This window comes from Nostoc linckia z4, from assembly GCF_002608075.1.
In the GTDB taxonomy this organism is placed as follows: domain Bacteria; phylum Cyanobacteriota; class Cyanobacteriia; order Cyanobacteriales; family Nostocaceae; genus Nostoc; species Nostoc linckia.
In genome coordinates, this window is sequence record NZ_LAHA01000006.1 from 150,896 (window position 1) to 168,341 (window position 17,446).

Here is a 17,446-nt window from a genome sequence, read left to right on the forward strand (position 1 = left end):
ACCTAGTGATTTAGCTGCCAAAATTTGAACAAACGAGGGAATTTAATAAATGGAGAGAAAAATAGTGAATAAGGATGATTTTATCTATCCTCGCGGTCGCTACTACGGTCAAGTAAAACCAGAAAACTTGGTGTTTAACGCGAATCTACAGGAATTTGCCCAAAAAGTAAGCTACATTTGCAACCTGGAAACGGGTGGAAAAATGCCTCCAGATGAAGCTTACGACCAAATCAAGGATTTATGGAAACAGTTGAAACGCTCAAAAAAAGAGCTGAAAATTGGTGAAAATCCATTTTTGGATGATGGGGAAATTCCAGATTGAAAAGCTAATTGAGAACGAATAGCCCAAAGTTAAACCCAAAAAAAGCATTTGTTGACTTTCAGTTACCTTGTAACCTTGGCTGTTACTTAGCAATCATTGTCCAAACACCATCCCAAGATTCTGGAGGCGGCGTTTGTAGGTAACTACAAGCACGTTCTAGGTGGATATTCACGGCTTGGTCTTGGGGTTTGATGCGTTTAGCAGCTTCAAAGCAAGCGATCGCTTGGGAGAAGTTACGCAATAAATAAGCCGAACGTCCTGTATGATAGTGAAACAAAAACTCTTGAGTTTTGGGATCTAAAGGAATACTGCGATCGCCAATTAGCTCGTAGATATCAACAGCTTGGTGTTTTCCTTTGACTCGAATTCTATCTAACTGCCGCACCCAAATGCGATCGCTGCAAAGCTGGTAAGTAAATTCACTTAATAGAATATCACAACCGTATTCCTTAGTTACTCCTTCTAAGCGCGAACTTAAATTTACGCCGTCGCCAATTACGGTGTAATCCATTCGTTTGCGCGAACCAATATTACCCGAAACCACTTCCCCAGAACTAATCCCAATCCCAATACGGATTTCTGGCTGTGCTTGAATAATTCGTCGCTGGTTAAATTCTTCTAAGCGTTGTCGCATATCCAAGGCTGATTGTACAGCTCTCCAAGCATGGTTTTCTGTCAGTGGTAGCGGCGCACCAAATACTGCCATTAAAGCATCACCAATAAATTTATCGAGTGTGCCTTCGTAATTAAACACTGCCTCCACCATCGTTTCAAAATACTGATTTAGCAGCGATACCACCTCAGCTGCACCGAGATTTTCCGTAAGTGTTGTGTAACCTCGGATATCAGAAAATAAAATGGTTACTTCTTTACGTTCGCTTACCATTAAGCCATCTTCCCCCAAAGCCATGACTTGTTCCACTACGTGGGGCGTCAGGTAACGGGACATGGTAGTTTTCATGCGTTTTTCTTGACTGATGTCTTCCAACACCACCAAACCACCACGGACACCGCCTTCTGGGTTAGTCAGGGGATTAACAGTGAGATTGATGCTGCGTTCTAAGATTTGCACCTCATGGGATGTGAGAAACTTAGACTTGGAAGTCAGGGGTTGATTCCAGGGAATAAAAACATCGGGATTATGGCGATCGCGCACTGCTAAACTTAAGTACTGAGTTTTGGATGCTGAGTCTTGAATGAAACTCAAAACTGGACACTGACTCAACGCCCCGCTATCGCTAACAACATTCGTCACTTGATACAATCCCACAACTAAACTTTGCTCTGGCACATAATGTTTAGCTCCAGTTTTTAAACTATCTTCTAGCCGCATTTGCAGATTTTCAATGGGCACAACTTCCCAAACTCGGCGGCCAATCAAATTTTGTTCCCACAAAAGCTTGTTGGTTTTAGTAGTAGTAGCATCTCCAATGGGACAACCCAATAACTCCAAGGCTGCATCATTAATTGTGACAATTTTTCCTGCCATATCTGTGGAAATTACAGCATCGGAAAGACTCTGTAAAATGTCTTTTTGATACTGTTTTTCTAACAATACATTTTCAAATAAACGAGCATTTTCTAAAGCGATTCCCGCCTGGATATTAAAAGCCCGCATAAACTCTTCATCAGAGGCAGTAAAACTGCTTTGTTGTTTATTAATTAATTGCGTTACACCAATCAATTCATTGGCCGAATTAAACACAGGTAAACATAAAATATTGCGAGTTACGTACCCAGTTTTTGTATCTGTAGTCGGGTCAAAGCGGGGATCTTTGTAAGCATCAGGAATATTGAGAGCTTCACCGGTAGAAGCTACATAGCCAGCAATGCCACGGTTAGCAGGAATGCGAATTTCAATTAAATTTATACCATCTGCTGCCGCTACTTTTGTCCAGAGTTCGCTCATTTCTTTACGATATAAAAATAGCGTACTGCGGTCTGCTTGCATTAAAATTCGGGCTTGCTCCATGACTATTTGCAAAGTCGCTTCTAAATCCAAACTTTGCCCTAATGTTTGAGTTGCGCGCAGTAAAGCCGTTGCGCCTCTTTGATTCCGGGCAGCGACATAAAAAGATTGGCAGCTTTCTAGGATAATTCCAATGGAAGCAGCGAAATCTCGAAAACGTTCTTCATCATCATAATTAAATGGAATATTTCCAGTTTTATTAGCCAGTTGCACTACCGCTACAGTTTGATTTTTGCTACTAATAACTGGCATACATAAAATATTGTGAATTTTGTAGCCCATTTGTTTTTCCAGTTCTGGGCTAAATAAAGGATGAGTGGAAGTATCAGATATATTTAAATATTGCCCCGTACTTGCAACATGACCAGGAATACCGACTGTGATGGGAGTACGAATTTCTAAGAATTTTTGAGTATTATCTTGGGGAACTTTTGACCAGAGTTGACCTTTATCATGGTCAACTAAAAAAATAGCTGTGTGTTCTGCTTGCAGGATTTGACCAATTTTGAGGGTAATTGCTTCCAGGACTTTCTCCAACATCGTTTCTAGAGCTTCATTATTAATTAATTCAATGGCTCTGAGAAATTGCTGGAACTCAGCTGTTATAAAATCTAATAAACAAACAAATTCATTAACAGATAAATCTTTAACGCGACGCAGTAGGGCGTGAGTACGATTAACTTGAGTTAGTTCAGTTAATGTAGCCAAGACGCTACCAGGATTAGGGAGTGTCATGGAAATTTTAGATTTTAAATTTTAAATTTTAGATTTTGGGCATTAGGAGTTAGGAGTTGGGAGTTGGGAGTTAGGAGTTAGGAATTATTACCTCTGTTCCCTGCTCCCTGTTTGCTCGTTGCCTGTTCATGTCCCTCATCCCCCCAATACCCAATACCTATTGTCGAGAAAATACCACCTTTTGATAGTAATCTTGGAGCTGGAAAGTGGCGGCTGCCCAACCCCAGCTTTCTGCTTCCCTACGAGCATTTTGACGGATGATGTCTCGTTGTTGTTTCTGTTCTAAGAGGCGGACAGTAGCTGCAATTGCCCCTTGAACATCTACTGTTGGCTCAAAAAGATATCCATTAACACCATCTGTGACAATATCAGGGATGCCTCCAGAACGGGCTGCTACTACTGGACAACCCGCTGCCATTGCTTCTAGCAATACTAAGCCTAGTGTTTCGGTTCGGGAGGGAAAAATAAAGGCGTCAGCACTGGCAAAGGCAGAACCTAATTCTTGCCCCATGAGATAGCCAACAAAATGAGTGTTTGTACCAGCAAAGTGTTTTTCCAGTGCTTGGCGGTGAGGGCCATCCCCGACTAATGCTAATCGAGCTTCGGGTATTGCTTCTAAAATTGGTTTGATGCGCTCAATTTCTTTTTCAGCCGAAAGACGCCCAACGTAAAGTAGTAAGGGACTTTCTGGATGATTTTGCGATAGACGCGATCGCATTTCTACACTAGCTAAATCCGGATGAAATAATTCTGTATCCACCCCACGCTGCCATAAATCCACCCGTTCAATACCGTGTGCTGACAGTTCCTCCATCATCGCTGTGGAGGTACACAAATTCAAGGCTGCTTGATTATGAGCGCCTTTTAGCAGTTCCCAAAGTAGCCCTTCTAGCATACCCAAGCCGTAATGCTGGAGATACTGGGGTAAATGGGTATGATAAGAGGCCACTAAGGGTATTTTCAGGGTTTTGCTATAAAATATACCAGCTAATCCCAAAACAGCTGGATTCACGACATGAATAATATCTGGCTGAAAATCTTCTAAGGCATAACCAATGGCTGGGCGCGGAAGTGCCATTTTTAATTCTGGATACAATGGCAGAGGAAAGCCAGTAACGCCGTAAACTTTAGCGCCTTTATGTTCTGTGATGCCTCCCTCAGGGGCAACCACCAGCACTTGATTGCCATTGCGTTGTAAATGATCCACTGTGTGGCGCAGGCGCGTTACAATGCCGTCAACCTTGGGTAAAAAGGTTTCGGTGAATAGAGCAATTCTCATAAAAAACTATTCAGTCCAGGCAGATAATCCCAGCTTTTCTTGCGTTTCGACATCAAAAACAGAGTAAACTATCTCCTGTGGTGTAATCAATTGTTCACAGTCAGACTTAATGTTTTGCCGCTGCGTTTTTACAAAGTCTGAGATATCCTCGATGTTCATAATCCAATCTTTGGCATAAGCAGCTAGGACTTGACCACGCAACCCTAACTGAATAGCGCGTCGTTCTAATTTTGTACCCAATGGATGACGATCTGGATCCCATTGCAAACGAACTTGTGAGTGCTTTAGTGCTGTTTGCCACGCACTTTTGTTGGGATAAAGTTGTGGAACAAAGCTAGAATGAACAGCTGCCTTTAAAATTTCATTAAAAGCCCAACGCTTAATCCAAATAGCCAACACCACCTCTTGCCCAGTTTTTGTACCCCATCCAGAACGATACATCATCCACAGGAAGTTTGGTTTGATCCAACTCATACGGTCAAAACTGAACTCACCACCAAAATAACCGTAGGTGGCGGCGAAGTCACCAATAGCTGGACGATATGCCTGATAAACAACAATTGACTGGTCGTCATATTGTGCTAAAATATGCCGACCAGTTTTTGGCCAGTTATTGACTTGAGTGAAATAAGGTTCTGTTATCAGCCGCACGCAGGATTAACTCTAACTTCTATGCCAAGATACTTTGGGCAGAATTTGTTTTTTATCAACTCGTTTCTGATACTTGATTGCAAAGTTTAACAAAGAATCAAGTAAAGAATCAGAGAGATAATGGGGCTGTAAACCTAAATCCAGCAATTTGGTGTTTTTAGCGTTGAAGTAATGTTCTTCTTTTTCGATTCTGGGATTATCTAAGTTATTGATTTCTACATTCAATCCCATAGCATTGCCAGCTTTTTTCACCATCAAGGCCAAATCGCCGACGCTGAATTGTTCGGTAAATTGGTTGAAGACGCGGAATTCACCAGCTGCGGCAGGATTAGCGATCGCTAATTCTACACATCTGACTGTATCGCGAATATCCAAAAATCCACGAGTTTGTCCGCCTTTGCCGTAAACGGTAAGCGGATGCCCAATGGCTGCTTGAATGCAAAAACGATTCAATGCTGTACCAAACACGCCATCATAATCCAGTCGATTAATTAATAATTCGTCCATCCCCGTTTCTTCGGTTAGGACGCCGTAAACCACACCCTGATTTAAATCCGTTGCCCGCAATCCCCAAATCCGGCAAGCAAAATGGATGTTATGACTATCATGGACTTTGCTTAAATGGTACATCGAACCAGGTTGCTTGGGATAAGGTAGGGTATCCTTGCGTCCATTGTGTTCAATGGTGATATAGCCTTCTTCAATGTCAATGTTGGGTGTACCGTATTCACCCATTGTGCCCAGTTTCACCAAATGACAATCTGGGAAATCTTCCCGCATCGCATACAGTAAGTTCAACGTACCAACTACGTTATTTACCTGGGTGAGAACTGCATGTTCGCGGTCAATCATCGAAAAGGGAGCCGAACGCTGTTCGCCAAAATGCACTATGGCATTTGGCTGAAATTGATGTAATGCTTTGTTGAGAAACTCGTAATTAGTAATATCACCAACAAACAGGTCGATAGATTTACCAGTCAAATCTTGCCAGCGCTGGAGGCGTTGCCCAATAGGTGCGATCGGTGTGAGAGTTTCAACACTCAGTTCATTATCCCAGTGCCGCCGCACCAAACTATCTAAAATTCCAACTTCATAACCTTGATTAGAAAGGTAAAGAGCAGTTGCCCAACCGCAATACCCATCGCCACCAATAACCAGGACTTTCATCTTCACCAGTTTTTACTCGCTGATAGCTTAATCTATCAGGTTTGTGTCCCCTCTCAATCATCATTCTGAGAGAGATGTCAATTTTGGGCATGGGGCTTTCTAGGAAGTGTGGGAGGTGTGGGAGGTGTGGGAGGAAGGAGGGGGAAGCATAAATTCTCTTTCCCCCCACACTCCCCACACTCCCCACACTCCCTCATCCCCCCATCTCCCCATCTCCCTTATCTCCCAATGCCCCATTCCAAACAACTCAAGACTTCGGAATCCGATATTGCTGAGCAATGTAATAGAACAAACGGTAGTAATTTGGAAATTCTTGGCTGTTGCTTCGTCCCTGCCAATAGTATTGCACTTGATTATGAGTTAGTGTCAGTGTCATTGAAGTTGCTTGACGATCTACTTCTACAACCAGTACGCCGGATACTCCTTGGACGGTTTTAAAGTTGGGTTGTATTTTTTTCCCAGACTGTAGGCTTTTGTCAATGGAATTTGCTAGCTGATGACTTGCCCACCCACGAATTTCCACTGTTTTGTTCTGGGGGGAAATCAATCCAATCCCATCATCGTTTTCTGGGCCTGGTAAAGAATTCCAATTACTCGGATATGGAAACTCAAAACCGTAACGAGAGTTGCTATAAGTTTTCCAGGTAATGGCTTCAACGTTAAAATCGGCCGCCGTACAACTCCACAGCAAGAACGATAAGGGAATGAAAAATTTTTTTATCTGGACTGCCTTGTGCCTTTTGCCCCCCACCCGATCCTGACGATAAATATTCACGACGACCTACTTAGAAGTACCAAAAAATATATCTCTATCTCAATACTTGTCGGGTTTTGGGGAAAAGGGGAAAGAAAAAACCTTTACCCTTTACCCTTTAACCCCTTCGGGGTTCGCCAGTCGCTCATGGGGGAAACCCCCAAGACCGCGCTGGCTCACCTTTTCCCAAAACCAAATTCCGAGTTGAAAATGCACAAAGCGAGCAGTATTGATCTCTATCTCGTTTTTAGAGCTAAGCTACTGCTGCTTGATTAAATCTGGGTAAATTCCAGATAACCGTTTTATAAGTAACTCAATTTACCAAAGATGTCACTACTTCACACAGTGAATTCTATATTATGTAAACAAATGTAACGAAATAGCCGTCAAAACGTTTTACTGTCTTGACAATGAATAGAAGAATCGATAACGTAATATACATACCCGGGTAAGACCGTTAAAGAGTTATATGCAAACGCAAACTAAGCAAAAGGTCACTTTGTATTTATCGCCAGAATTGCACAGAAAACTGAAGATTCGTTCAGCAATCGATTGCCAAGCAATGTCAGATCTTGCCGAACGTGCCCTCACTTTTTACCTGTCTAATTCGGATTTAGTAGATGAAGTTGAAGCTTCATCTTATGGGCGGACTCATAGAGTTTATTCATGCCCGACTTGTAATAGCTCATTAGTCTTACGTGATGGGGAACTGGTTACTTTAGGCAATCAGCCAGGAGTAGTTGGTCAAGAGCATCTTTCCATTGATGAAATAAATGAAGATGAAACCCATCCCAAGGGTGAGGAAGAGTTGGTTCCTTGCTAGATAGGAATGATGAATGAATAATTCATCATTTCGGTTGCCTTTACTAAAAGCAATGTCTCTACTGTCTCTATTAGGTCTCAAGTAGGTCGATGTATGAAAGAAGAGCTCAATATCCTAATTCAAGCTCAATACCCTTTAATCTACCTTGTGACCTCCGAGGAAGAGCGGGCTGAGCAAGCGATTTCCACTACTGCCCAGATGTTGAAGCCTCAGCGCCGAGTATTTGTTTGGACAGTAACACACGGCATTGTTGAGTACGGTCAACCCCGGAATGTCACCCAACATAATACCGTATCTCCAGAGGCGGCGATTGAGTGGATTATCCGGCAAAAAGAACCCAGTATATTTATTCTTAAAGATTTACATCCGTTTATTGATGCGCCTGCAACCACAAGATCGTTGCGTGATGCGATCGCCAGTTTCAAAGGTACTCAAAAGAACATCATTTTGATGTCACCAATGCAGCAAGTACCGATAGAACTGGAAAAGGAAGTTGTAGTTCTCGACTTTCGCCTGCCAGATATGGCTGAGTTGAATAAAGTACTGACTTATCACATAGACCAATATCGTGGGCGGCGGTTGACAACAGAAGCTAGAGAGAAACTTCTCAGGGCAGCTTTGGGTTTAACCAAAGATGAAGCTGAAAAAGTCTACCGGAAGGCGCAGGTAACTACGGGGCGTTTGACGGAAGATGAAGTAGACATCGTTTTATCTGAGAAAAAGCAACTGATTCGGCGTAATGGCATCTTAGAGTACATTGAAGAAGATGAAACCATTGATGCTGTAGGTGGCTTAGAGGAGCTAAAAAAATGGCTCAAGCAGCGTTCTAATGCTTTCACAGAAAGAGCGAGAGAGTATGGTTTGCCTCAACCAAAAGGGATGTTAATTTTGGGTGTTCCTGGTTGCGGTAAGTCATTGATTGCCAAAACTACTTCTCGCCTGTGGGGTTTGCCATTGTTACGGCTGGACATGGGTCGAGTCTATGACGGCTCGATGGTGGGGCGAAGTGAAGCAAACTTGCGTAACGCCCTAAAAACAGCAGAATCTATTTCACCAGCAATTTTGTTTATTGATGAATTAGATAAATCTTTTGCTGGTAGTGCAGGTTCCTCGGATTCTGATGGTGGAACTTCGAGCAGAATCTTCGGTTCTTTCCTCACATGGATGCAAGATAAGAAATCTCCAGTGTTTGTGATGGCAACCGCAAACAGAGTGGAAAGGTTACCTGGAGAATTTTTGAGGAAAGGGCGTTTTGATGAAATATTCTTTGTGGACTTGCCAACTCCAGAAGAACGCCAAGATATTTTTAATATTCACCTGAGCAAGCGCCGTGAAGACATCTCTAGATTTGACCTTGAGCAACTAGCTAAGATGTCCGATGGCTTTTCCGGTGCAGAAATTGAGCAAGCGATCGTGGCGGCGATGTATGAAGCCTTCGCCCAAGATCGGGAGTTCACACAACTAGATATTATTGCTGCGCTAAAAGCAACATTGCCGCTGTCTCGAACGATGCAAGAACAGGTAACGGCTCTGAGAGATTGGGCCAGACAGCGAGCGCGTCCCGCAGCATCCTCCGTTGCTGAATATCAGCGAATGGAGTTTTAAAAGCTTTCCTCTGCCATCCCAGGGGGAAAGGCTAGCTTTCAGGCTAGCAGTTATGAAAAAAGCCGCCTCCTGCTAAGTGCGGCTTCGTCCAAAACAAACCGTTGTCGTATTTCTCAATCTTCTCATTGGAGGAAACCCAAATGTCTCACTTTAGCACCCTGCGTACCAAGATCACCGATGCCGAAATCCTCAAAGCTTCTTTGCGCGACCTCGGTATCAGCGTAAAGACTGAAGCTGATGTCCGTGGTTATAACGGTCAGCGCGTTCGTTCTGATATCGTTGCCGTATTGGAAGGCGAATATGACCTTGGCTGGTCTCGCAACAGCGATGGTTCTTTTGACCTCATCGCTGACCTCTGGGGCGTTGCTAAGAAGCACAACCAAACCGAGTTGATCAACTCCATTAACCAAAAATATGCTGTTAACAAGACCTTGGCTGAAGTAAAACAGCGCGGTCTACAAAACGCCAATGTGAAGTTGGTATTGCAATAACAATTTCTCTGCGCGTTCCCAAAGCTGCACGGGTTAACCAGGCATTAGCGGTTAGCCCGCTTTTTTTCGGGACTGAGATTTACAGCATTTTTTAGGTAGATGCTGTAAATCTCAGTTCCTATTTTAATGGTTTATGGTAATAGCCTAATCTCATATCATGTCCGGTTGAAGACTTATCATTAAACTGACGCTCTTACGTGGGGACGCTCTTACGCGGAGAATTCTTTTGATAAATAATTATAACATCATATCAAATTCTCAATAATTGTGTCCACCTACTTAGTAACTTCGATGTTATGAGAATATGTTAATTGCTACCCATGAATGAGTAGCAATCTTTGGTGTTCTACACCTGATAAAAACTAAGGAAGATTAAGAAATAATCACCCTTCACACTATTTAATGTGCATTGCTTTCAGCAGGCATACCAATCATTTTTGCAGCATTTTCTTCGCTTTCAAGAATACCGAATTCAATCAACAACTCTTCTAGTTCTTCCATTTCAATTGGTGTAGGAATTTGAAGATTCTGGTTGTTGATGATTTTGGTAGCCAATGTGCGGTATTCGTTAGATTGGTTGCTGTCAGGTGCGTACTCGTTAACAGTCATCCGACGCAACTCAGCGTGTTGAACAATATTGTCGCGAGGTACGTAGTGAATCATTTGGGTGTTTAAGCGTTTTGCCAGAGTTTCGATCAGTTCGATTTCTCTGTCAACGTTCCGGCTGTTACAAATCAAACCACCCAAACGCACACCACCAGTATGTGCATATTTCAAAATACCGCGAGCGATGTTGTTAGCAGCGTACATCGCCATCATTTCACCAGAGGTAACGATGTAGATTTCTTGTGCTTTGTTTTCACGGATAGGCATAGCAAAACCACCGCAAACAACGTCGCCTAATACGTCGTAAGATACAAAGTCAACATCTTGGTAAGCACCGTTTTCTTCCAAGAAGTTGATGGCAGTAATAATACCGCGACCAGCGCAACCTACACCTGGTTCTGGGCCACCAGACTCTACACACCTTACACCACGGAAGCCGGTCAGCATAACTTCTTCAAGTTCGAGGTCTTCTACTGCACCACGTTCAGCAGCCAAGTGCAAAACGGTGGTTTGAGCTTTACTGTGTAGCATCAAACGAGTGGAGTCAGCTTTAGGATCGCAACCAACAATTAGGATGCGTTGACCCATTTCTGCCATAGCTGCCAGAGTGTTTTGAGAGGTAGTAGACTTTCCAATACCACCTTTACCGTAGAAAGCTATTTGTCTGATTTTGCTATCGATAGACATGGTTTGTGTTTTCCTAGAATTAATTAGTTGATGGAAGTGAAGATTTACCTAAGACTGAACATTTGGTTGTGTTGGCACATAGCGTTTGCCAATAAACACACCAGTCAAAAATAGTGAGATTGGATAGACGAGGATTTGATGTTTTAGGAAGAATGCAAATATGACTCTCTCCAGCTTTCCATTGGATATTGTTGCTGGGATTTGATATCAGGAGAAATATCTGTCTGGTTTTGTTGACTGAAGCTTAAAAACCTTGGTATAAGCATTGTAGGTTGTTGTAACTAAATGACCATTGGTTGCTCAAGCCTTGAGAGTTTTTACAGTAGCAATTTCAACCTTTACAGGGTTTTTATCCTGCACCCAACCAACCAAAATTGCAATTTACTCTTAATGGTTGTTACATATTTCCTATGTTGCTTACGCCACAGTTGTCTCATTCGATATCCTAAAATACCGAGCGATCGCTTCTTGATGTTTCTTCCAGTTATTCCTAAAAAATCACTTAATCCCATCGTTATTAATGCAGAGAAATCATTCTCGTTCCTCATTTACAAGGCAATTCTCTGCATTGATAACCTTTCTCACTATGGTTTAGGCGGTGTATCAATGAATTTTGATAATCTAGTTAAATTCCTTAATTGTGTGGAACGGTATCTACTATGCTGGAAGTTTTAACTTCCAGAGTAAGCAATTACTAGAACATAGTTATAGTTGCGAAAAACACTTAATTTCGCTTATCCTAAGTTCAGTAACCGTTCTTATTTATTTCGGATTGCCACAATGTCCTAAGAGTCTTTCTCCCTCGACTCTAAGAATAATTTTATCTGGCTTTTTAACTAACTAGCATAGCCAAATATTACTGGCTATTACCGAAACAAGCTATGATTGACTTCAAGCCTTTACTAGGTGATTACCTTGCTGATCTGGTTTTTGTTTATCGTTACTAAAATAGATAACGATATTGAAGCGGACTTACCAGAGCAAAAGTACTTTTTTGAAGTCTTTTTGCATTTTTACTTTCGATTCCTATTTTTAGATTAGCACAACTTTTCTAATTTATTTTTTGTGAATCAAATTATTTTCCAATTTTGGAATTATTGCTCACATATAACTTATTTATCTTTTATTAAAGTTAATTCAATAGATTAAGTATAAATCTTAGCAATTTTTAGTAATGTGTTGCTTTAGCATCGCCCTCATTCAATCTGAAAACCTCATATAATAAGGTGATATACAATACTTGTCTATACGCGGTCTATATCGTCGAGTTTCATAATACTGCGCCTAAACCTAAGGTATGAATAGAAAATCTATCCTTGTACAATCTACCACTCAGACTTGAGAAAGATATTCTGTAGAGTAACTAAATATTGTGTTAAGGTTAAAGATGATAATAAAAATCGAACACAAATTTTGTTTTTATTGTTAACAGGCTTTTACTCGATTGTCTGGATGGTTTAAGACTAACCAGCAATAATTAAGTAAGGAAATAGAATGACCCAAATAATAGTAAACGATAGTGAAGGAATTGAATCAGCCTTACGTCGTTTTAAGCGAAAAGTTTCTAAGGCGGGTATTTTTCCAGATATGAAGAAAAATCGTCATTTTGAAACGCCAGAACAAAAACGTAAGCGTAAAGAAGTTGCACGGCATAGACAAAATAAGAGAAATTTCCGCAAATGAGTGGAAGTGTAAGTGTTTACACCATTGTTGTATTTTTATAACTACTCTAGAAGCAGATTATAAATTGCAACTTTAATGTGATAAGATTCATAAATTCCCCACATAAGTACTGTGGGGAAGAGAAAGTTTTTGATAAAAAATAATATTAGCTTGCTAATTCAACTAACGCGTCCCACTGAAACCTAATTACGCATGAAACTAAGCAGCCACGATAATGTTCGGTTGTAAATACTGACAGTGTGACATTGGTCTGACCTAGATCTAAAATTTGTTTGACCTTACAAATTTGCCGTTTATTCTTGCAGTATGCAACAATGCGATCGCCAGCTTTGACATCCAACGCTTTAATTTTCAATTTCTACCTACTCCTACAGTTATGGATCTAAAACTTCGTCATCTATTGGAATTTTTTTATATGATTTTTGCTTAAAATTCTTGACTAAAAATATTTCTCAATAATTTAATAATAACATGATTTTACATTTAAAAATTACTTAAATTTTTGTGAGTCTCAAGCAGTTTAGTTTTCGATCTGAAATTTCGCTCAAAATTATAAAATCAAGCTCATACACACAAAAAATTAAAATATTATTGTGCCAATCAGAAACGATTGAGATTTAACTAAATCTACTGTATGCTACGCGAAGGGAAAATCCGAAATACCATAATAGCGATCGCAACAGGAATTCAAATTGACACAGAGTTTTCCCTTAAACTACACAACTAACCATATTTGCAATTTACGGAAGTATTAAAAAGAAACAACACCACATAGTGGTTGGCTGTTAACGCTTCACAGTCAACAGTTAACTGTCTGCTATGAAATATTTTTTACTTGTAATATCATATCCGCATCATTAGTTATGATTCCTACAGCAATTGCACCCCGCCCCTTAATCGCCGAATTTCGGGGCTACGGTGTACACACAAGTTATCGAATCACTACCAGTCCTTTCTTTACCCCACCCTAACCCTCCCCTTGTCAAGATGCGGCTGGTGAATAAAGGATCAGACCCCTCGTCGAGCCACAAATTGGTTTGTAGAGACGTAGCAATGCTACGTCTCTACATCGGGTGGTATGACGAAAAATCCTTCAATGAGGGGTGTCACCCCTGATTCGCCAGCTGTATCTGCGTAGGGGCGAACAGCCGTTGGGTAAGTCTAGGGGCGTAGGCTCTGCCTTCCCGCAGGGTACAGCCGTTCGGCCGTACAAGTTATTGTATCTGTATCAAGATTTTGGTGAATTGGTATTATACGGTGGTTAGAAGTATGCGATGCGTGCCTGACATCGACATATTCCCTGCAATGCAGACATGATCTTGGTGAAGTTACTCACAGTTGCGAATGCCAGGGTTTGCTGACTTTCGCTTTAAAACCTACGTTTACAACAGTTCCAAAAGTTTGGTGGATCTAACTAAATCTCTCAAGGCGAAAGGATTGTCTTGGAGATTATGTTATTTCTCTTGGACAACATAACTGCGCTTTCGCTGTTTTGATTCCCCATATTTAAACAATATCACACTTTATGCAAAATTTTTTGCTAAAGGCAATTTTTTTTGCTAAAACTCTTTTTGAACTTTTGATTATGGCTCATAAGTCCCTAGTGGTCTTGCCAACCCAAAAATGCTGGGTGAGGGCTGGGGAAAGGGAAAGGGGTAAAGGGTAAGGGATTTAAAACCTTTCCCCTTTAAAGAGCTAAGTCACGAAAGCGAACTGCTAGCCATCGCCACTAAAGGACTTATTTGAGATTTGTGTTTTTACCAAATTTTTTAGCAAAAAGTAGCGTCGAATACTGTTTTCTAAATAGGTTTAGTATTTGATGCTTGATAGGTGAGTTATAGCAAATGAGTAGTAAGTATCAACCCATTTACTTGATTGCTCAAAGCAGTTAATAGTGCCTAACCTATGTGACTACAGCGTATAACCGTAAAGAATACACCACCAACAAATTTCGCTTTTGGGGTAAGTTTTGCCTCACTAAAAATTACTGCTTCAGCTAAACAAATATGCACATATTTATTGCACAATCGGCTATGGCAATCCGATTTGATTTTACTCTCAGATAATAGGGAGTCAGTAGGCGATGAATTGGTATATACAGGCAGGGAATCAGCTTTTTCCAGTTGATGGCGAGTTTTTTCATCCAATCAAATAGGGTTTCTATGTGAAGGCTGAATGGTTTTGCAATATTTGTGCAAAGAATCATTGTCGTACTTTGCCGTTGGTTAAAGTTCTATGAATAAATCTTGTCTACCTCCAGATGATTTGCCCTCAAATCAAACAATCAGAGTCAGTGAATTACTATTCAGACAACTTGAAGAAGCAATTAAAAAAAGCTTTTTCTTGGCATGTGACAATGTGACACGTATGTTGTTATGCAGTTGTCATTGGTATTTCCAAATCAATAGTGGCATTTTGATATTAATTATGGTTTGTCACGATATGCAAAGTTATCGCAACATTATGAAAAGTGTTCCCCATTTTGCTGAGAAGTTAAAACAGTTTAGCAACAGAGCTAGAATTACTGTTAGTTCTCCAATTGACAAAGGTATGCCCTGGGTACTTAGTATAGATAATATTTTACCGGATGGAGACTTGCCTATTACCTGATAAATCAATTTTGTGGCGTAGACGCAAAGCGTCTTGTCGTCAGACATGGCTTTTGATGTAGGAATTAGAGCGATACTAATTGATAGCAATCTTAGTTGATTTGTGAAAAATTTCGGTGGTGGATGTTGACTGATGACTGTTGAGTGTTGACTGTAGTCAAACAACGGTGTGGGGAGTAAAATTTTGCAAATGATTGAGGAGTGTTATGTATAGCAGGCAATAAGCAATAGGGAAAGAAAGTTTCTTGGTGTCTGGGTTTTACTGTCAATTTATGTCCTAAACTATGCTTTGACTGCTATAAGTTGTAGAAAAATGTTCTAAGCCTCTCTCCTAATAGGAAAGAGGCTTAAAACTTGAGAATTAATCTTTCTTATGGTCTATTACTTAGCTCCAAAAATACGCTTTATTTTTGAGATAGTTTTTCCTCACTGGTAGAAAGAGAGCGAATTAACTCGCGAATGACATCCGTTGCTGGCCTTCCTGTGGTTGAACAGTATTGTTCAAGCTTTTGCGCCTCTTCTGATGCCAGATTGATTGTAAATCGTTTAACAGCCCATTTTTTATTCATGATTTAACAAACTATGTTTTGACAACTACTTCTCTAATATCAGTTTTCTATGCTGTTACTACAATGGTATAATCAATGAAATTGCATTTAAGAAATAGTGAAGACAAACGCTATATTTCTTGATTAACCATGAAGAAATAAATTTTACTCTAAAATGTGAAGTTTAGCTAATTGAAATCCGAGAATTATAAACATAATGTTAAGCTCGCCATAAAGCATACAAATACCAATCGAAAAATTACTGAATTAGACAAAAACCAAAAGACCGAGAAAATATAAATTTAAGATTAATTTTTCCTTTTAATTTGATTGATAGATGATTAGCGATCGCCATAAATTAATAACCAAGGATAACCAACAATTTTACTGAAAAGCAAGGTATTTTTGTTCTAGTTCTAAGGTAATTATACTAGCAATTAAGCATAATAAACCTACGGCATAACCAACAAATACATCAGTGGGCCAGTGAACGCCTAAATAAAGCCGACTAAAACCGATGGCAATAATTAAAATAGCAGTCAACGCCAGAATTTGTTTTTGCCATTGAGGATATTCCTTGGCCAAAATGTAAGCGATGACACCATAAACTACTAAAGATAGCATAGAGTGACCGCTGGGAAAGCTGGGGTGACCAACATTAATAATCCACTTCCAAAGCGTTGGACGCGCTCTACCAAAGATTACTTTTAGTAACGCCATTAAAACCATTGCACCACTAGTAGCTATACCCAAAATAGTTGCTTGCCAACGATGATTATTATATAACCAATTAGTTTCCACTCCTAAACTAATTAATAGTAAAACTAGTGGTTCTCCAAAAAAAGTGATACCAACCATGAGCCTGTCGAGCAATGGAGTATGCAACTTTTGGATTGCTAGCAAAATAGTGGCATCAAGACCATATTTGTGCAACAATGCACTACAAACAGCCAAAGAAAAAATAACCCCAGATATCCGAGTCAGATCCTTGTTTAGTGTATATATAGGTAAATTTTTAGCTTTTTCTTTGATATCAAGTTTTTCTACAAGTAGGTTATTAAATTTTTTTGTGTAATCTAAGACAATATTTTCGAGAATCAAGGCCATGGCCTTTGGACTCAAATCTTGATGAAAAATTACGAGGACATTTCCTGTCAAATCATTAACCTGATATTGGGCGATTTTTTTCTCCTGCGATAATCTCAATGCAATGTGGTTTTTGAGACTTGGAGAATGCTTCAGTCCACTTACTTTGTATCTGGCTCTGCCTTTGACAGTGGTATGTATGGCTTGAATCAAAATACTTCGATGGTCGCCATTGCTCAAATCAGCGTTCATTATTGTAACTAATGATTTTGCTCAATAGGATATTCTACAGCGATTTCTGGAAAATCAACGACATTTTTTAACCGTTAACTTTAAACTATCAACAGTCAATAGTCAACAATTATTGTTAAAGTAGTGGCGATCGCTGCTGTAATTATGCTAAACAGGGTGTTGCCGATGACACCTCCAAT

General features: G+C 40.3%; 15 protein-coding genes. 6 read left to right on the plus strand and 9 right to left on the minus strand.

Annotated elements, in window-relative coordinates; all coding sequences use genetic code 11:
- Positions 1 to 49: 49 nt before the first annotated feature.
- Entirely contained in the window at positions 50 to 322 is a 273-nt protein-coding gene (locus tag VF06_RS08215; protein WP_180267276.1) for a DUF7219 family protein, read from the plus strand.
- Between the two features lie 82 nt (positions 323 to 404).
- Here the strand turns inward: VF06_RS08215 and VF06_RS08220 are convergent, their stop codons facing one another.
- From VF06_RS08220 to VF06_RS08240, 5 genes are all read right to left on the minus strand, one after another.
- Positions 405 to 3,026: a GAF domain-containing protein gene (locus VF06_RS08220; protein ID WP_099067834.1), complete on the minus strand. Its 2,622-nt coding sequence runs from the start codon at positions 3,024 to 3,026 to the stop codon at positions 405 to 407.
- Between the two features lie 157 nt (positions 3,027 to 3,183).
- The gene (locus tag VF06_RS08225) at positions 3,184 to 4,305 is read right to left on the minus strand and encodes a glycosyltransferase family 4 protein (RefSeq protein ID WP_099067835.1); all 1,122 of its coding nucleotides are present in this window, start codon (positions 4,303 to 4,305) and stop codon (positions 3,184 to 3,186) included.
- Between the two features lie 6 nt (positions 4,306 to 4,311).
- The gene (locus VF06_RS08230; protein WP_099067836.1) at positions 4,312 to 4,956 is read right to left on the minus strand and encodes a DUF4291 domain-containing protein; all 645 of its coding nucleotides are present in this window, start codon (positions 4,954 to 4,956) and stop codon (positions 4,312 to 4,314) included.
- Positions 4,957 to 4,968: 12 nt separating this feature from the next.
- On the minus strand, positions 4,969 to 6,123 hold the full coding sequence (locus VF06_RS08235) for an NAD-dependent epimerase/dehydratase family protein (RefSeq protein WP_099067837.1): 1,155 nt from the start codon (positions 6,121 to 6,123) through the stop codon (positions 4,969 to 4,971).
- Positions 6,124 to 6,370: 247 nt separating this feature from the next.
- Positions 6,371 to 6,898 carry a hypothetical protein gene (locus VF06_RS08240; protein WP_306474299.1) on the minus strand — a complete coding sequence of 176 codons (528 nt, stop codon included), beginning with the start codon at positions 6,896 to 6,898 and terminating at the stop codon, positions 6,371 to 6,373.
- A gap of 448 nt (positions 6,899 to 7,346) precedes the next feature.
- Between VF06_RS08240 and VF06_RS08250 the strand changes: the two genes are divergently transcribed.
- The 3 genes from VF06_RS08250 to VF06_RS08260 all read left to right on the plus strand — a co-directional run bounded on the left by VF06_RS08250 (position 7,347) and on the right by VF06_RS08260 (position 9,796).
- Positions 7,347 to 7,700, plus strand: coding sequence for a slr0373 family blue light stress response protein (locus VF06_RS08250; protein WP_099067840.1), 354 nt, complete (start codon positions 7,347 to 7,349; stop codon positions 7,698 to 7,700).
- Between the two features lie 93 nt (positions 7,701 to 7,793).
- Positions 7,794 to 9,305 carry a stress-responsive protein Ycf46 gene (ycf46, locus tag VF06_RS08255; RefSeq protein ID WP_099067841.1) on the plus strand — a complete coding sequence of 504 codons (1,512 nt, stop codon included), beginning with the start codon at positions 7,794 to 7,796 and terminating at the stop codon, positions 9,303 to 9,305.
- A 140-nt stretch (positions 9,306 to 9,445) separates the two neighbouring features.
- Positions 9,446 to 9,796, plus strand: a complete 351-nt coding sequence (locus VF06_RS08260) for a DUF1257 domain-containing protein (RefSeq protein WP_015136553.1) — start codon at positions 9,446 to 9,448, stop codon at positions 9,794 to 9,796.
- A gap of 399 nt (positions 9,797 to 10,195) precedes the next feature.
- On the opposite strand, the gene nifH is transcribed toward VF06_RS08260, so the two are convergent.
- Positions 10,196 to 11,089 carry a nitrogenase iron protein gene (nifH, locus tag VF06_RS08265; RefSeq protein WP_099067842.1) on the minus strand — a complete coding sequence of 298 codons (894 nt, stop codon included), beginning with the start codon at positions 11,087 to 11,089 and terminating at the stop codon, positions 10,196 to 10,198.
- Between the two features lie 1,494 nt (positions 11,090 to 12,583).
- Here nifH and rpsU point away from each other — a divergent pair.
- Positions 12,584 to 12,772 (plus strand): 30S ribosomal protein S21, encoded by a 189-nt coding sequence (gene rpsU, locus VF06_RS08270; protein ID WP_099067844.1) that lies wholly within the window; start codon positions 12,584 to 12,586, stop codon positions 12,770 to 12,772.
- A gap of 145 nt (positions 12,773 to 12,917) precedes the next feature.
- Here the strand turns inward: rpsU and VF06_RS08275 are convergent, their stop codons facing one another.
- Positions 12,918 to 13,127, minus strand: a complete 210-nt coding sequence (locus VF06_RS08275) for a hypothetical protein (RefSeq protein WP_099067845.1) — start codon at positions 13,125 to 13,127, stop codon at positions 12,918 to 12,920.
- A 1,880-nt stretch (positions 13,128 to 15,007) separates the two neighbouring features.
- Here VF06_RS08275 and VF06_RS08280 point away from each other — a divergent pair.
- The gene (locus VF06_RS08280; RefSeq protein WP_099067846.1) at positions 15,008 to 15,382 is read left to right on the plus strand and encodes a hypothetical protein; all 375 of its coding nucleotides are present in this window, start codon (positions 15,008 to 15,010) and stop codon (positions 15,380 to 15,382) included.
- Between the two features lie 403 nt (positions 15,383 to 15,785).
- Here VF06_RS08280 and VF06_RS08285 read toward each other — a convergent pair whose 3' ends face one another.
- Both VF06_RS08285 and VF06_RS08290 read right to left on the minus strand, forming a co-directional pair.
- The gene (locus VF06_RS08285) at positions 15,786 to 15,950 is read right to left on the minus strand and encodes a CopG family transcriptional regulator (RefSeq protein ID WP_199338993.1); all 165 of its coding nucleotides are present in this window, start codon (positions 15,948 to 15,950) and stop codon (positions 15,786 to 15,788) included.
- Between the two features lie 363 nt (positions 15,951 to 16,313).
- Positions 16,314 to 17,267: a phosphatase PAP2 family protein gene (locus VF06_RS08290; protein WP_099067848.1), complete on the minus strand. Its 954-nt coding sequence runs from the start codon at positions 17,265 to 17,267 to the stop codon at positions 16,314 to 16,316.
- Between the last annotated feature and the right edge of the window lie 179 nt (positions 17,268 to 17,446).

What these genes read in the sequence shown, in the direction of transcription:
- VF06_RS08215 (WP_180267276.1), top strand. Translation starts at nt 50, where the DNA reads ATGGAGAGAAAAATAGTGAATAAGGATGATTTTATCTATCCTCGCGGT.
- VF06_RS08220 (WP_099067834.1), bottom strand. Translation starts at nt 3,026, where the DNA reads ATGACACTCCCTAATCCTGGTAGCGTCTTGGCTACATTAACTGAACTA.
- VF06_RS08225 (WP_099067835.1), bottom strand. Translation starts at nt 4,305, where the DNA reads ATGAGAATTGCTCTATTCACCGAAACCTTTTTACCCAAGGTTGACGGC.
- VF06_RS08235 (WP_099067837.1), bottom strand. Translation starts at nt 6,123, where the DNA reads ATGAAAGTCCTGGTTATTGGTGGCGATGGGTATTGCGGTTGGGCAACT.
- VF06_RS08250 (WP_099067840.1), top strand. Translation starts at nt 7,347, where the DNA reads ATGCAAACGCAAACTAAGCAAAAGGTCACTTTGTATTTATCGCCAGAA.
- ycf46 (WP_099067841.1), top strand. Translation starts at nt 7,794, where the DNA reads ATGAAAGAAGAGCTCAATATCCTAATTCAAGCTCAATACCCTTTAATC.
- VF06_RS08260 (WP_015136553.1), top strand. Translation starts at nt 9,446, where the DNA reads ATGTCTCACTTTAGCACCCTGCGTACCAAGATCACCGATGCCGAAATC.
- nifH (WP_099067842.1), bottom strand. Translation starts at nt 11,089, where the DNA reads ATGTCTATCGATAGCAAAATCAGACAAATAGCTTTCTACGGTAAAGGT.
- rpsU (WP_099067844.1), top strand. Translation starts at nt 12,584, where the DNA reads ATGACCCAAATAATAGTAAACGATAGTGAAGGAATTGAATCAGCCTTA.
- VF06_RS08280 (WP_099067846.1), top strand. Translation starts at nt 15,008, where the DNA reads ATGAATAAATCTTGTCTACCTCCAGATGATTTGCCCTCAAATCAAACA.
- VF06_RS08285 (WP_199338993.1), bottom strand. Translation starts at nt 15,950, where the DNA reads ATGAATAAAAAATGGGCTGTTAAACGATTTACAATCAATCTGGCATCA.
- VF06_RS08290 (WP_099067848.1), bottom strand. Translation starts at nt 17,267, where the DNA reads ATGAACGCTGATTTGAGCAATGGCGACCATCGAAGTATTTTGATTCAA.